The sequence below is a fragment of the Thermoplasma acidophilum DSM 1728 genome (assembly GCF_000195915.1).
In the GTDB taxonomy this organism is placed as follows: Archaea; Thermoplasmatota; Thermoplasmata; order Thermoplasmatales; family Thermoplasmataceae; genus Thermoplasma; species Thermoplasma acidophilum.
On the sequence record NC_002578.1, the window covers coordinates 835,696 to 850,836 of the forward strand.

The 15,141-nt window shown below is 50.3% G+C and carries 9 protein-coding genes, 1 tRNA gene and 1 CRISPR repeat array; of the genes, 4 read left to right on the forward strand and 6 right to left on the reverse strand.

The genetic code is table 11. The features are described 5' to 3' along the window. Positions 1-46: 46 nt before the first annotated feature. Positions 47-1,255, reverse strand: a complete 1,209-nt coding sequence (locus tag TA_RS04055; protein ID WP_010901201.1) for a diaminopimelate decarboxylase — start codon at positions 1,253-1,255, stop codon at positions 47-49. 219 nt (positions 1,256-1,474) lie between these two features. Here TA_RS04055 and TA_RS04060 point away from each other — a divergent pair, with 219 nt between their 5' ends. Continuing rightward, positions 1,475-3,250, forward strand: coding sequence for an APC family permease (locus TA_RS04060; protein WP_010901202.1), 1,776 nt, complete (start codon positions 1,475-1,477; stop codon positions 3,248-3,250). A gap of 2 nt (positions 3,251-3,252) precedes the next feature. Here TA_RS04060 and TA_RS04065 read toward each other — a convergent pair whose 3' ends face one another. The 4 genes from TA_RS04065 to TA_RS04080 are packed head-to-tail and all read right to left on the reverse strand — an operon-like array spanning position 3,253 to position 9,598. Further along, positions 3,253-3,906, reverse strand: coding sequence for an endonuclease III domain-containing protein (locus tag TA_RS04065; protein WP_010901203.1), 654 nt, complete (start codon positions 3,904-3,906; stop codon positions 3,253-3,255). Then, a complete protein-coding gene (gene carB, locus TA_RS04070; RefSeq protein ID WP_010901204.1) occupies positions 3,907-7,050 on the reverse strand; it encodes a carbamoyl-phosphate synthase (glutamine-hydrolyzing) large subunit in 3,144 nt (1,047 codons plus the stop codon). Beyond that, positions 7,034-8,095 carry a glutamine-hydrolyzing carbamoyl-phosphate synthase small subunit gene (gene carA / locus TA_RS04075; protein ID WP_241761798.1) on the reverse strand — a complete coding sequence of 354 codons (1,062 nt, stop codon included), beginning with the start codon at positions 8,093-8,095 and terminating at the stop codon, positions 7,034-7,036. The genes carB and carA overlap by 17 nt, the downstream gene beginning before the upstream one ends. Before the next feature lie 60 nt (positions 8,096-8,155). Next, positions 8,156-9,598, reverse strand: coding sequence for an MFS transporter (locus TA_RS04080; RefSeq protein WP_156778506.1), 1,443 nt, complete (start codon positions 9,596-9,598; stop codon positions 8,156-8,158). A 308-nt stretch (positions 9,599-9,906) separates the two neighbouring features. On the opposite strand from TA_RS04080, the gene TA_RS04085 reads away from it, so the two are divergent. The 3 genes from TA_RS04085 to TA_RS07885 all read left to right on the forward strand — a co-directional run bounded on the left by TA_RS04085 (position 9,907) and on the right by TA_RS07885 (position 14,404). Next, positions 9,907-9,979, forward strand: a tRNA-Asp gene (locus TA_RS04085). A 374-nt stretch (positions 9,980-10,353) separates the two neighbouring features. Continuing rightward, positions 10,354-13,411: direct repeats of the CRISPR family, unit length 29 nt; unit sequence GTAAAATAGAACCTTAATAGGATTGAAAG. Between the two features lie 213 nt (positions 13,412-13,624). Further along, complete coding sequence (locus tag TA_RS04090) at positions 13,625-13,969, forward strand: hypothetical protein (RefSeq protein WP_010901207.1); 345 nt, start codon at positions 13,625-13,627, stop codon at positions 13,967-13,969. Positions 13,970-14,020: 51 nt separating this feature from the next. Further along, positions 14,021-14,404, forward strand: coding sequence for a DUF302 domain-containing protein (locus TA_RS07885; RefSeq protein WP_162053251.1), 384 nt, complete (start codon positions 14,021-14,023; stop codon positions 14,402-14,404). 2 nt (positions 14,405-14,406) lie between these two features. Here the strand turns inward: TA_RS07885 and sfsA are convergent, their stop codons facing one another. After that, positions 14,407-15,105 carry a DNA/RNA nuclease SfsA gene (gene sfsA, locus TA_RS04100; RefSeq protein ID WP_197525256.1) on the reverse strand — a complete coding sequence of 233 codons (699 nt, stop codon included), beginning with the start codon at positions 15,103-15,105 and terminating at the stop codon, positions 14,407-14,409. Positions 15,106-15,141 lie beyond the last annotated feature (36 nt).

Consider the following 15,141-nt stretch of genomic DNA (forward strand, 5'->3'; position numbering starts at 1 on the left):
TGACATTATCTGATTACTATATAAATATTGTGAAACTTTGTTCAGTTCAGACGACGGTTGCGATGAAATCCGAGAAATCCTCCCTCCGCCTGATCATCACGTCCTTCCCGTCCTCCATGATCATGATCTCGGGCGGCCTCGGCCTGCCGTTGTACCTGGAGCTCATCGAGTAAACGTAGGCGCCGGCATCGAGCACCATTATGCGATCGCCCTCACTCAACCTCCATGCCGTATCGCCGATCCTGTCCGTGTTCTCGCATATCTGCCCGGTGACGGTGATCTTCTCGCCCTCAACCCTCTCTCCGACCGGGATTATCGTGTGCCTGGCGCCGTACAGGGCCGGCCTTATGTTGAGGTTCATGCCGATGTCTGTGCCCGCGAAGCCGTTGTGCACATCGTTGACTGTGCCGACGATGATGCCGGCATCGCCAACCAGATAGCGTCCCGGTTCGAGGACGAGATCGCCGAAATGGTATCGATCAAATTCTTTCAACACGGCTGACCCCAGTGCCGCAATGTCCAGTTCGTTTTCGCCCTGGACATACGGAATGCCCAGGCCACCCCCAACATCCGCGAATTGAAAACTCACGCCCGCTTCCCTCCCGATCCTGTCTGCAATGCGGAAGAAATTCGAATACGCTTCAGCGATCTTGACATGATCCCTGTTGTTCGATCCGATCATCATGTGTATACCGAACTCCCTGATCCCGTCCTCCCTGGCCTTTCTGTAGGCCAGGATGGCGGCATCCGGGTCTATCCCGAACTTTGTCCTGGCACCCCCGGTGGTGGTACCTGCGAATTCGCCCATGCCAAAACCCGGGTTGATCCTGAAGGATATCCTCTCGGGCTTTTCCCTCATCTTCCTGTACTGTGTGAAAGTGTTGAAGTTTATGGCTATCCCGCGATCAAGCGCGAAGTTGAGATCGTACTCGGAGGCATTGTTCGGGGAGTAGAGTATGTCCTCCGGCGGTATTCCAGAGAAAATGGACATCATGATCTCCATCGGGCTCGCTGAATCTGATCCGATGCTTTCCTGATGCATGATCTCTATGATCCTAGGGTTGTCGTTGGCCTTGACGGAGTAGAGCATCCTTACACGGTTCTCATAGGCCTCCCTGATACGTCTGATATTTGAGACGATCCTTGCCCGTGAATAGATGATCACCGGAGTGCCGTACTTCTTCGCCATCTCATCTATGGACATTCCGGATATGCTCCTGGCCGATTCATCATCAAAAATGTCGTAAATACCCATGAATCCCAACCTCCTGCATGGATAGCGATGATCCTTATTTATATACCTTCGTCCGGAGATCAGTGATCGGAGGTACAAAAAATGCGGCATCAAAACGCACATTCCATGAAACGCAGCACAAGAATGTGAAGATAAATTTCGGATCCATCCACTAAGGCCATTGAATACGAATATCGTAATTACACTTCGAAAATTTATATATACGCATGCCATTACGAGATGATGAATGAAGATACGAATTTCGGAAATGCAAAGCTGAGGAGAAGCCTGGGCATGTGGGACCTCTTCTTTCTGTCCATCACGGGAATGATCGGATCCGGGTGGCTATTCGCCGCCCTGGACGCTGCGGACTACGTCGGGCCGGCGTCCATATTCACATGGATCATAGCTGCCCTCTTCTTCTTCGTGATAGCGCTGACCTATGCCGAACTCTCCGGCATTATCCCCTATTCCGGATCGATAGTGAGGTTCAACCAGTACTCCCACGGTTCCATGTCCAACTTCCTGATCGGGTGGGCGTACCTCATCGGTGCGGTGTCCACCGTCACCGTTGAGGCCATATCCGTGGTCACGTACACGTCAACGTACATGCCGCAGTTCTACAACAGCAGCGCCGGCGTTCTGACGCCGCTGGGCATACTCGTCTCGATAGTGCTGATCGGTTTCTTCTTCTTCATACAGTTCATCGGTGTCAACGTCTACGGAAAACTGAACACAATAATGACAGCGTGGAAGCTTGCCATACCGGTCATAACGGTCGTCCTCATCATGTCGCTGTCGTTTAACCCGAGAAACTTCTATGTGGCGCACGGTTTCCTGCCCTACGGTTCCGCCGCAATATTCGCCGCGCTGATACCCAGCGGCGTTGTTTACGCGTTCGAGGGCTTCAGGCAGGGGATAGAGTACGCGGGGGAGGCCAGGAATCCGCAGAGGGACGTGCCGATAAGCCTCATCGCTGCCATGCTGGCGACAATAGGCATATACGTGGCGCTCGAGATCGCCTTCATCGGTTCCATAAAATGGGGCGCCATAGGCATAAGCCCGGGCGACTGGGCAGCCCTCAGCACCTCTTCCTGGGCCTCAGGGCCGTTCTACTACGCCACCAAATATTCCGGCGTCCTGATACTGTCGGTATTCGCAGTTGTGATACTCATCGATGCCTTCATATCCCCGTTCGCATCGCTCGGTGTCTACGAGGGCACATCGGCCAGGTCTTTCTACGGCATGGCCAGGCTCAACGTCATACCTGAATTCTTCGGGTCGATACACCCCAGGTTCAGGACGCCATGGGTCGGCCTGATCTTCACGCTCATACTCTCATCGCTCTTCCTTGCGCCGTTCCCGAGCTGGTACCTGATCGTGGGAATCAACGCGTCGTTCACCGTCTACGCCTACCTCTCCGCCGGAATAACCAACACGGTGATAAGGAAGAACGCGCCAGATATACACAGGCCATTCAGGCTCCCAGCAGCCTCCGTACTCAGCCCCATAGCGTTCGTCGTCGCATCCATGCTTGTCTACTGGTCCGGATTCTCCATAATCGATTTCCTCATACTGGTTGTTTACGCCGGCCTGCCGCTGATACTGCTCAGCAAGTTCAGGGAGAAGCTGAACCTCAGCCTGCGGGCATCGATAATAATATCGGCAGTGTACTGGATACTCATTGCAGTTGTCGGCTTCTCCGGCTACACCGGGAGGCTGCCCTTCGTATACTACTGGCCGCTGATCTCCGCAATACCATCGGCGACCTTCGCCTACGCATACCTGAAGTCCAGGTCGATAGAGATCGTATCATCGGTGTGGATCATAGTGTACAACATACTGATCGGGGCAGTCTCGTACTACGGATCGCTTGGCACAGGCGTCATCGCATATCCGTACGATTATGCGATATTTGCGGTCATAAGCCTGGGCATCTACTTCCTCGCCGTGCGCACGGGATACAGCACCGAGGAACTGAAGAACCTCGTCACCTACGGCCCCGTGGCCGAGTGACCCTATTTTTCTGAATCTTTCACCTTTTCCTCGTAGTACCTGCAGTACTCCGATACCGGGCATCTGTCGCATAGAGGGCGAACTGGCCTGCATATGGCCTTTCCGAACTCAACCATCATGGGATTGAAGCCAACCTGCAGATCGACCGGTATGATCCTTTCCAGTTCTTCCGATGTTTCCTCCGGCGTTCTGGCCGATGACCAGCCGATCCTGTGGGATATCCTGAATACGTGCGTATCGACCGCTATTGCCGGCCTGTTGAAGCCCTCCGCCAGCACGACCTTCGCGGTCTTGAGGCCGACGCCGGGGAGCGATACGAGTTCATCGATGCTGTCAGGAACCCTGTAGTTATAGCGATCTCTTATTATCCTCGCTATTTCGACTACCTTCCGGCTCTTCACGCGCCAGAACCCGACCTTGCTGATTATACGGCCGACCTCATCCGGATCGGCGTCCGCAAGGCCGTCGATGTCCCTGTACTTTTCATAAAGGGATCTTGCGGCCTCATCCGTGGTCTCGTCCTTGGTCCTCTGCGAGAGCACGGTTGTTATGAGCATCCAGAACGGATCCCTGAAGACGAACCTGTGGGCCGGCACAGCTTCCCTTATCCTGCCTATAATGGTGCGGACGGCCTCCTCGCTCCTGTTCTCCCTCATTCATGACACCTGCAGGTAATCGCCGATCTCGCGGTAATCCACCTCAACCTGTCCAAGCGCCTCCGCGTAGGCCCTTGCCAAATTTATGTTCATTATTAGCGGTATGCCCCGCATTATGCAGATCCGTCTTATCTTGAAACCGTCCCTGACGGCACCGGCGGTCATCTCTGTCGTGTTTATCACCATGTCTATAGATCCTGACGAGATCATGTCCAGGATGCGCGGTTCCCTCCTGTCCCTGACCCGGTAGAGCGTCTCAGTGGGTATGCCGTGATCCGCGAGAAACTTAGAGGTTCCGGCCGTGGCATACAGCTTTACGCCCTTCTCCAGCAGGATCCTCGCTATGTCCACAATCCTGGGCTTGTCCTCGTCCCTTACCGTTATGAGCACGGATGATATGCTGCGCTGAAGGCTCTTTCTCAGCGCTTCGGCCAGCGTTCGGCCCGGATACATTGCCTCTCCGGTCGACTTCATCTCCGGGCCATATACCACGTCCATGTCGGAGAACTTTGAGAACGGAAAGACGGATACCTTCAGGAAGTAGCTCTTCGCCTCCATACGCTTATTTTCGATGCGTGAACCGATCATGCACTCGACGGCAAGGCGGACCCAGTCAATGCCAGTCGCCTTGGATATGAAGGGCACGGATCTGCTGGACCTGGCGTTTAGTTCGATAACGTAGACGTCCCCGTCGCGCACGGCGATCTGGAGATTCGATAGTCCGATGAGCCTGAACTCCCTGACCATGCTGCCGACGATGCCCTCGATCTTCTTCTCTATATCCACGGGCACTATGCCGGGGCCGTAGACCATGGTTGCGTCACCAGAGTGCACGCCGGCCTCCTCTATATGCACGATGATCCCGCATATGCTATACGAGGTGCCGTCTGATACGAAGTCCACGTCCATCTCGACGGCATTTTCCAGGTACTTGCTCACAAGCACGTTCTTCGATATGGCGAAGATCTCCCTGGCCCTGTCTGCCAGGTAATCCACATCGTATATGATCTCCATGGAACGTCCGCCTATCACGTGGCTTGAACGCAGGATTATGGGAAGGCCAAGGCCCATCGCCTTCCTCACCGTATCGTTCTCGTTCTCCGCGATGGCGAAGGGCGGCTGCTTTATGCCGAGGCCCTCTATTACCCTTGAGAAGACCGTGCGATCCTCGATGCGGTCTATGCTCTCCGTCGACGTTCCCAATACGATATGTTTGCCCAGTATCTCCTCTATCCTCCTGGCCATGTTCTGCCCGGTCTGCCCGGAGAACTGGACTATGAGTCCCGCGCATCCGGATCTGCGTATGACGTTCACGACGTACTCCGGGGTCACCGGTTCGAAGAACAGCGCATCGGATATGTCGAAGTCCGTCGAAACCGTCTCCGGATTGGAATTCAGCATGATGCTCCTGTAGCCCATGTCCCTGAGGGCAAGAATCGCCTTCACGGAACCGTAGTCGAACTCCAGGCCCTGCGCTATCCTGTTCGGGCCAGAGCCTATGATCATTATGGAACCGGACAGGTCTGGCGTTTCGTCCTCATCCTCATAGGTCGAATACATGTACGGGACGGCGACCTCGAATTCCCCGGAGCATGTGTCGATGCGCTTGTAGACCGGCATGATGTTCCTGTCGATCCTGTACTTCGTGATCGTATCGGCAGGCACACCGCAGAACGCGGAAATGATCTCGTCAGGTATCCCGATCCTCTTGATCCTCAGGAGATTCTCCGGAATGCGGCCCATGTCCATGTTTCGAAGGGCCTCAACGATGTTGCGCATCTTCTCTATGAAGTATTCGTCATAACCGGAAAGCCTGGACATGCGCTTCACGTCGAAGTTGCGGAACAGGCCCTCAAAGATGGCGAAGATCCTGCGGTCGTTGGGCTTCCCTATGAGCCGCCAGAGTTCATCGTCAGGAACGTGCAACCTTATGTTCGAAGAGAACGCGTTGTCAAGGCTGGCTATGGCCTTCATCAGCGCCTCCTCGAACGTGCGACCTATGCCCATGACCTCGCCTATGGATTTCATCTGGACGCCGATGGTGCGGTCAACGGAAAACTTGTCGAAGGGCCACCTCGGTATCTTCACAGTAACGTAATCAAGGGACGGCTCGTAGGCCGCGAACGTGCTCTTCGTTATTGGGTTCTTTATCTCGTGCAGGCCGTATCCTGCCGCTATCTTCGCCGCTATCCTCGCTATCGGATAACCGGTTGCCTTGGAGGCCAGCGCGGACGACCTCGAGGTCCTCGGATTTACCTCTATCACGTAGTACCTGCCCTCTGACAGCGCGAACTGTATGTTGCAGGCGCCCTCTATCCCCAGGCCGGATATGATGCGTATGGCTGAATCGCGGAGCATCTGGTACTCGATGTCGCTCAGCGTCTGGGACGGAGTGACGACGATGCTCTCGCCCGTGTGCACGCCCATGGGATCGAGGTTCTCCATGTTGCACACTGTTATGCAGTTCCCAAAGGAATCCCGTATGACCTCGTACTCGATCTCCTTCATGCCCTCCAGCGATTCATTCACCTCCAGGTAATCTATGTCCGATGCCCGGAAGAGGTTCTCCGCCATTGCCAGCAGGTCCTGCCTGTTCTGCACGATGCTGCCGCCGGTTCCACCGAGGGAAAACGAAGTCCGGACTATCACCGGAATATCCGGAATTGAAGCGACGTCCTCATCGATATGATCCCTCCTTATCCTGTACCTCGCGGGCTGCGGCTCGCCCATTGCCTTCAAGAATTCGTAAAATTTTTCACGGTCTTCGGCCAGCTCGATGGATTCCACCGGCGTACCTATTATCTTTATTCCGTATCGCTGCAATATTCCGCTGTTCTTGAGCTTCACGGCAAGGTTAAGGGCAGTCTGCCCGCCCATGTGCGGTTCTATGGCATCTATCTTCTCCTTCTCAATTATGCGTTCCACAGCCTCCACTGTTATCGGTTCGATATATACGCGGTCCGCTATCCTGTGATCCGTCTGTATCGTGGCAGGATTTGAGTTAAGGAGCACCACATAGTACCCTTCCTCGCGTAACGATAGACATGCCTGCGACCCGGAATAATCGAACTCGGCGGCCTGGCCTATCACGACCGGCCCTGATCCGATAACGAGTATCCTGTGTATGTCATCCCTTCGCGGCATCCTCCGTCCTCCTCCTCATCTCAGAAAAGAACCACCTGGTGTCGTGCGGACCGGGCGAAGCTTCCGGATGGTACTGCACGGCCATCATCATCCCGTCCTCGATCATCTCGATTGTGCCGTCGTTTATGTCGCGCTCCCTGACATGGAAGTCCCTCACGGTATCCGGGTCCACGGCGTACCCGTGGTTGTGCGTCGTTACGTATATGCGGTTCCCATCCGTGACCGCATGGTTCGATCCCCTGTGGCCGAACTTCATCTTGTACGTCTTCGATCCGTATGCCAGCGCTATTATCTGCAGCCCGAAGCATATTCCGAAGATTGGCTTCACGCCTATGTTCCTCTTCAGAAAATTCACCACCGGCCTCAGCGACGGATGATCGGGATCGCCGGGCCCGTTGGACACGAATATGGCATCGTATTTATCGATGGCATCAAGATCGGAATCCGCAGAAGCCATTATCAGGGAGAAGTGTTCCAGCATCATATCTCTCAGCGTTTTCTTCGAACCAAGATCGATGAAAAGTATCCTCCTTTCGCCTTTACCCCTGATGTTCTTCACGCCCCTGGCGTCAACGGCCCTGGCAACAAGATTCTCGGACATGGGATCGGGGAAATCAGAATGGCCCTGAGGATCGTCCGCTATGTATGCCCTGAGGACGCCGCCCTGCCTTATCTTCCGCACAAGAAGCCTGGTGTCAACCCCGTCTATGGCCGGTATCCCCTCGTCCCTCAGAAAACGGTCGAAGTCCAGGCCAAGGGTCCCGGCCGGCATGTTTATGTGAGCGTCCCTGGTCACGATGCCAGATACCTTCACCCTGTCGCTCTCCATCACGCCCTTGCGCAGTTCGTAATTCGCTATCGTAGGCGACGCAAACACGAGGATCTGGCCCACGTATGACGGATCCGTCATACTCTCGAGATAACCGGTCATCGAGGTGGTGAAAACAAGCTCTCCATACCCTGTGACGGGGGAACCGTAACCATAACCTGCTATCACGGTCCCGTCGCTGGTGATCAAGTATCGCTTCATTTCAACCTTTTCCACGGGTATTGTGTCGCATTTAAATAAATTTTGCACATGCATATATTCAAAATGGTTCGAAGGTCATCTCCCCCTGTTCTTGAGCAGCGATGTGTAGGCGCCGGCAAGGCTCAGAATTCCCGATACGATCATCACGATCCTGAAGCCGTGCACGAAGTCAGCAGCATAGGCCGGATCTATGGATACTACGGCACCGGAAAATATTCCTGACACGAGCTCCCTGGGGATGTACGATGAGAGTATCGATGAGGCCATTATTATGCTGAACAGCTGCCCGAGGAACCGCATCGTGCCGAGGAACCCAGAACCGATGCCGGAAAACATCGGGTCTATGGAGCTCATGACTGAATTGGTGTTCGGTGCAGAGAAGAGGCCGAAGCCCACGCCTATGACCGCCAGGGATGCCATGATCACGCGTATGTCCCTTCCGGCATAGACGAAGAGGTAGATGAACGATGCACCTATGATTATCATGCCGAGAGACGCTATCACCCTCGATCCGTAGCGGTCTGATAGCCGGCCAGCAACAGGCGACAGGAGCACCATCATCACTGGCTCCGGCAGTATTATGAGGCCTGATATGAACGGCGTTATCCTGAGTATTGCCTGCAGGTATATGGAGAAGACGAAGACTATCGAGAACGTGCTCAGGTAATTCAGCAGCGCCGTTATGTTCGAGGCAACGAAGGTCCTGTTGCCTGAGACCATCTGCCTCGGTATGACCTGCACATCGGATCGGATCTCCCTGTACACGAAGATGCCCAGAAGGATGAGGCCGATAACGATGAGATAGATCAGGCGGAGGTATCCGAAGAAGTACCCCAGGGCTGCGAATGATGTTATGGACAGAAGAGAGGCCATGAACAGGCCGGCCTGCGGTATCTCGCGCGATCTTCGGCCCCTCATGTCTATCGATCTCAGGCTGAACATGGAGACCGCGTATCCCACGACGGCCATGCCAGCGGAGAAGTAGAACACGGACTGCCAGTCGTATGCCTCTATGAGGGTGCCGCCCAGGAACGGGGCGAACGTGAGGCCGAGGTAGACGGCCATGGCGTTTATGCCCAGCGCGAAGCCACGGCCGCCACGGGAGAATATGTAGCTCACGATGGCCGTTCCGTTTGTGCTCAGGGCGGCGGACCCGAAGCCGACCATGAACAGGGAGGCAAGGAGCATGGTGTACGATCGGGAGAAGGCGGCCACCAGAGAGAAGGCCATGAACACCATGAAGCCCATCCTGAATATCAGCACGCGGCCCACGGCATCGGCGAACTTCCCCAGGAATATCATCATGGATGCCAGCGGTATCAGGAGGACCATGGGGATGATCGCAGCCTGTATGAACGACAGGTGGAAGTACCGGCCTATGCTTGGGACAGCGAACGCCGCCGCGCTTGAGAGAAACGGGGTCAGGAACGATCCTATGGATGTTGTCAGGAGTATGGGGCCCCTACCTCTTATCGAAGGCGTTCCATGTAATTTGGCGACTCCAGAAGTTACGTCCATACATATCGCCAGCAGCTCTTTACGATCTTGATAGCCATGTCGATATCCCGATGGCATAGATAATGATTGGCAATTGCCGACGATGACGGGCGTATTGGTGGCAACCGGTGATTCAATTTGCCAACAAAAAGGGAGCCAAGAATATGCAAATTTAAAATTGGGCCTGTATGAATGCCGATCGGGGGGTTATGTGGCTAAGCTATACTTGAAAATTCTATGCTGCTGGCGGATGATGCATGTCGTGACGAATGGGATAAGCTACGGATGACGTAAATTATTAAATATTCAGTAGCTATATGGGAAATTATGCCCCGGTAGTGTAGTGGCCTATCATACAGGCCTGTCGAGCCTGTGACATGGGTTCAAATCCCGTCCGGGGCGTCCGAATAAAAGTTCAATTTTTTGGTTAAGGTTTTAGAGAAATTCTCTAAGAGGACGTGTGAAAGCCATACATTAATAGACAAAGGTTTCAATGCTAGACTAATGCGAACATAAATGTTCGAATTCTAATGAATTTCTATGAAACTAACTTGGCATTGACTTATAAAAACAGGATACCTTCACATCTTGAGAATTGTACGGGAAAAATCCTAGTTATGCCAAAATAATGGATCTTAAAGAAGCTCTTGTTTGATGGCGTCATCTTAGGAAATGTACAGATCCTTTATATACCAACCCTAAGACCTTAGGTTCTGTACACTTTACGAATCTCGAAAACAAAGATAATATAGTCATGAACTGATTATCTACCTCGGGTAAAATAGAACCTTAATAGGATTGAAAGAGTTCGTTCAGGCTGAGGGATAAGACCGAAAAAAATGGTAAAATAGAACCTTAATAGGATTGAAAGACGAGTGCCGATGCAATCAAGAACGAAGAGGACTATAAGTAAAATAGAACCTTAATAGGATTGAAAGTCTCACAAGCTTCTACGACCGAGACTGCATCGCCTTGTAAAATAGAACCTTAATAGGATTGAAAGTTCTCTGCAGTCATGGTCAGATTCAGTCATAGCAGAGTAAAATAGAACCTTAATAGGATTGAAAGTTGGAAAGATCCGTAAGGTCTTTCTGCTGCAAATAAGTAAAATAGAACCTTAATAGGATTGAAAGAGCGACACCTGCTGGGTCGGGTTGTACAAGACAACGGTAAAATAGAACCTTAATAGGATTGAAAGTTCCTCCTCGCCATCATCTTCGACTACCGTTCGCTCGTAAAATAGAACCTTAATAGGATTGAAAGGTTTACGGCGATCGAAACTGAAGCAGTCTCACCCTGGTAAAATAGAACCTTAATAGGATTGAAAGAGAAGAGATATATCCGGAACAACTACGGGGCTACTAGTAAAATAGAACCTTAATAGGATTGAAAGATATATATGAACGAAGTGATATATACCGGAAACCGGGTAAAATAGAACCTTAATAGGATTGAAAGCACGTTGACGGTGAAGTTCTGGACGTCAGTATAACGTAAAATAGAACCTTAATAGGATTGAAAGTCGGAAATAAAGCGTATGCTTGATGAGGGATGGGTCTGTAAAATAGAACCTTAATAGGATTGAAAGAATGGGGATAACGGCAATTTAGAAGTGGGTTCAACGTGTAAAATAGAACCTTAATAGGATTGAAAGTAGCCACCTTTCCCATCTTTATGGCCAGGAATGAAGAGTAAAATAGAACCTTAATAGGATTGAAAGAAGTACATCGCATTCTCAACTATGGCGAAACCCATGCCGGTAAAATAGAACCTTAATAGGATTGAAAGAGTAGAGAAACTCTTGAGAAACTGCGTTCCGCGAAGGTAAAATAGAACCTTAATAGGATTGAAAGACGATATCCTCATCGCAGAACCCGACCGATGTGGGCAAGGTAAAATAGAACCTTAATAGGATTGAAAGATCTGACCAACTCAAACACCACAGGCACACCCTTCAACGTAAAATAGAACCTTAATAGGATTGAAAGGTACTTCCCCGGTGGCGAGCAATACAGCGGAAACAGTAAAATAGAACCTTAATAGGATTGAAAGAGACGTGGCACCGCTTATCGCCGACCCGCTTCCAGACGTAAAATAGAACCTTAATAGGATTGAAAGAAAGTCACGCTGTCACCGACGTCCGTTGGGTTCTGGGTAAAATAGAACCTTAATAGGATTGAAAGAATCACCAAAGGAATAGAAGAAACCGCCTCCATTACGGGTAAAATAGAACCTTAATAGGATTGAAAGTAATTGTACGGAGAGGTGCCTCCTGATACCGAAGCAGTAAAATAGAACCTTAATAGGATTGAAAGGATATATTCGGCTGCAACCTTCCTGAACATATCTTTGGTAAAATAGAACCTTAATAGGATTGAAAGAAAATATGGGGTACAAGACCGAAAGAAGGATAAGGGAGTAAAATAGAACCTTAATAGGATTGAAAGAGTTGGTAAAGTTTTTGAAATGGAATACCAGACTAGCGTAAAATAGAACCTTAATAGGATTGAAAGTTTTTGTAGATGTTCTAGATTTGGAGGACTGGATTTAAGTAAAATAGAACCTTAATAGGATTGAAAGATTTTGATCTGGGCGGATGCTCCGCTGTATGATGATGTTGTAAAATAGAACCTTAATAGGATTGAAAGATTTATACGGACACGGACAGTTTCTTCGTGGTAAACAGTAAAATAGAACCTTAATAGGATTGAAAGAATGTGCGGAATGCTGACGCCGGCGCTGATATTCCCCGTAAAATAGAACCTTAATAGGATTGAAAGGTTAAGCTAAACTTAAAGACCGATGAACTGGAAATTGGTAAAATAGAACCTTAATAGGATTGAAAGATGAGTGGCAAATATATCATGAAATCGATGAGTTTGTAAAATAGAACCTTAATAGGATTGAAAGATTGGAATCACGGTGTCGATCTTAATAACAGATTTGGCGGTAAAATAGAACCTTAATAGGATTGAAAGCCACAAGTGAGATCGGCATAGCCCCTGCATAATAGCTAGTAAAATAGAACCTTAATAGGATTGAAAGCCAGAGCTTCGGCTTCTCAACCTCCGGATACGGGAGTAAAATAGAACCTTAATAGGATTGAAAGGCGAGAATTCAAAGCCATATATATTATCGGAAAGTCTGTAAAATAGAACCTTAATAGGATTGAAAGTTTATGGCTGAAATAACGGGGAATGACCCCAAATATCGTGTAAAATAGAACCTTAATAGGATTGAAAGTACACATTCGGCTCTTCCTTAAGCTCCGCAACGCTGTGTAAAATAGAACCTTAATAGGATTGAAAGAGTCTTCATTGCTTTACCCCCATAAATCAGATCCTCCGTAAAATAGAACCTTAATAGGATTGAAAGCTGGAACGTGATCGACTGCGAATAGCCATATTGATCCGGTAAAATAGAACCTTAATAGGATTGAAAGTTTGTTCAGTTCCTTCTTTGAGATCTCGAAAACTATTGTAAAATAGAACCTTAATAGGATTGAAAGTTCCGCAAGCACTGGGGGATCCTGAATAACAGAAGAGGCGGTAAAATAGAACCTTAATAGGATTGAAAGTGCACGCCTGCCCTGAGATGAATCCTCTTCTTCCTGTAAAATAGAACCTTAATAGGATTGAAAGACACCTGATCCGACCGAACACCCCTAAAATGAATTAGTAAAATAGAACCTTAATAGGATTGAAAGGTATGATGCCTGGACAGTCTGCCCCTGGTCAAATGTGTAAAATAGAACCTTAATAGGATTGAAAGAGGTTCTGGAGTGGCTGGCTTATCGCGACTGAATGTAAAATAGAAACTTAATAGGATTAAGAGTTCCTTCGAACTATAGATTCTTCGCGAAACTCTCATCTAACTGATAAACATGTATCACTTCACTTTAACGATTGAAGCTATTATATCATAATTCACCTCGATCCAATGCGATAGATCCAGTTAGGCATTTCCTTACAATAATAAACTTTGAAAACTTATGTATGGCAGAATCATCTTAAAGGTTAAACTCTTTGACGATATTCTAGAGAAGAAATGGAAGAACTGGGCGATCTCTGTAAAAGCATCCTCATCCACATATATAAGTACGGCCCGGACAGCCCCAAATACATGTCCCACAGGTTATTGGGAGCCAGCGGCTGGGCCCCCAAATATGACCAGGAAGAACTGAAGCGGGCCTGCAAGAAGATGGAATCGATGAGGCTCCTGACCATCTTCAATGGCCCGCTCAAACGTTCGCCGACCTCATCCGTGAAGCCCTGGATCAAGATCAAGGCCAGGGAGATCAACTACAAGCCGGCAGGCATATACTACGACCTCACCAAGGAAGGCAGGCGAATGGCATCGCAGCTCTACAAGGAGAGCCGTGAGATGCGCTGATATCATTTCCATACGCAAAATAAATAAATGATATCGCGCATTGCAGACCGCATGGAAACCGTAGATCTTGAAAGCAGATTTTCCTTCGAGGAGACCGTTTCCAATCTCAGGAATGCCATCAGGAAAAGGAATCTTACGGAATTCGCGATCTTCGATCACCGATTGAACGCGGAGAAGGCCGGCCTGAAGATGAACAGCTGCACGGTATTCGTTTTCGGAAATCCCGCCATAGGTACGTACATCATGCAGGAGGATCCGGCAGTCGGACTTGATCTGCCATCGAAGATCCTGGTGTACGAGAAGGGCGATGCGGTTCACGTGAGGTTCCGGAAGATCGATGATACATTCAATGAAGAAAGATCCAGGGAAGCTGCTAGGAAGCTGAACTTCGTGGTTGAGTCCATGGCCAGGGAGATCGCCGGCCTCCAGCCCTGAATTCACAATCTTCCGTTGGTGCCATGACCGACATCAGCGCAGAGGCCGATGCTGCCGGCATACCTCAGGTAAAGGCCGTCGAAGCCGAAGGTCAGGAAGTGTGCCTTCACGTATGCCGGCACCAGCCTCAGGAACGCCTCTGCGAACTTGGGATCGGTTTCGAAGTTGGGGTAGAAGCATCTCACGTCGTCCCTGGTTATTATCATCATTACATGCGATCTGTATCCTGATGAGGCGAGCGTTTCGAGCGTCTTCAGGTGTTCCAGGCCCCTCTTCGTAGGAGCGTCTGGAAACATGGCGATTCCGTTCGCCATGAGGGTGCACCCCTTGACCTCTATGTAATCGTCCCCGTACCTGAAATCTATTCGTTTCCTTCCAACCCTGACCTCTGGAACCGCGCCCTCGGGAAGGAACCTTCTGGCTATATCCGAGTGCAGCCCGGAATCTATTAACACGTATCTTCCGTTGATCTTCCCGAACTCAATCCTCCATTTCAGCTTTGGGCCATCCGTCCTCCTCACAAGGACCTCATTTCCGGGATAAACGATCTCCAGAAGCCTGCCAGGATCGTGCAGATGCGCCAGTTCCGTCCTGCCTTCCACATCGATCTGTACGGCGAACCTGTTGATCCTCTTCAAAATTCTCGCTCCTATCAGACCCTCAAACCGCATCACAGGATATCCTGCGGGCCTATCCAGCACAACGCCATCTGACAGATCATCACCTTCACGGCAATC

Bases quoted from the DNA above. Each gene is read 5' to 3' on its own strand.
- TA_RS04055 (WP_010901201.1), bottom strand. From the start codon at position 1,255: ATGGGTATTTACGACATTTTTGATGATGAATCGGCCAGGAGCATATCC.
- TA_RS04060 (WP_010901202.1), top strand. From the start codon at position 1,475: ATGATGAATGAAGATACGAATTTCGGAAATGCAAAGCTGAGGAGAAGC.
- TA_RS04065 (WP_010901203.1), bottom strand. From the start codon at position 3,906: ATGAGGGAGAACAGGAGCGAGGAGGCCGTCCGCACCATTATAGGCAGG.
- carB (WP_010901204.1), bottom strand. From the start codon at position 7,050: ATGCCGCGAAGGGATGACATACACAGGATACTCGTTATCGGATCAGGG.
- TA_RS04080 (WP_156778506.1), bottom strand. From the start codon at position 9,598: ATGGACGTAACTTCTGGAGTCGCCAAATTACATGGAACGCCTTCGATA.
- TA_RS04090 (WP_010901207.1), top strand. From the start codon at position 13,625: ATGGAAGAACTGGGCGATCTCTGTAAAAGCATCCTCATCCACATATAT.
- TA_RS07885 (WP_162053251.1), top strand. From the start codon at position 14,021: ATGGAAACCGTAGATCTTGAAAGCAGATTTTCCTTCGAGGAGACCGTT.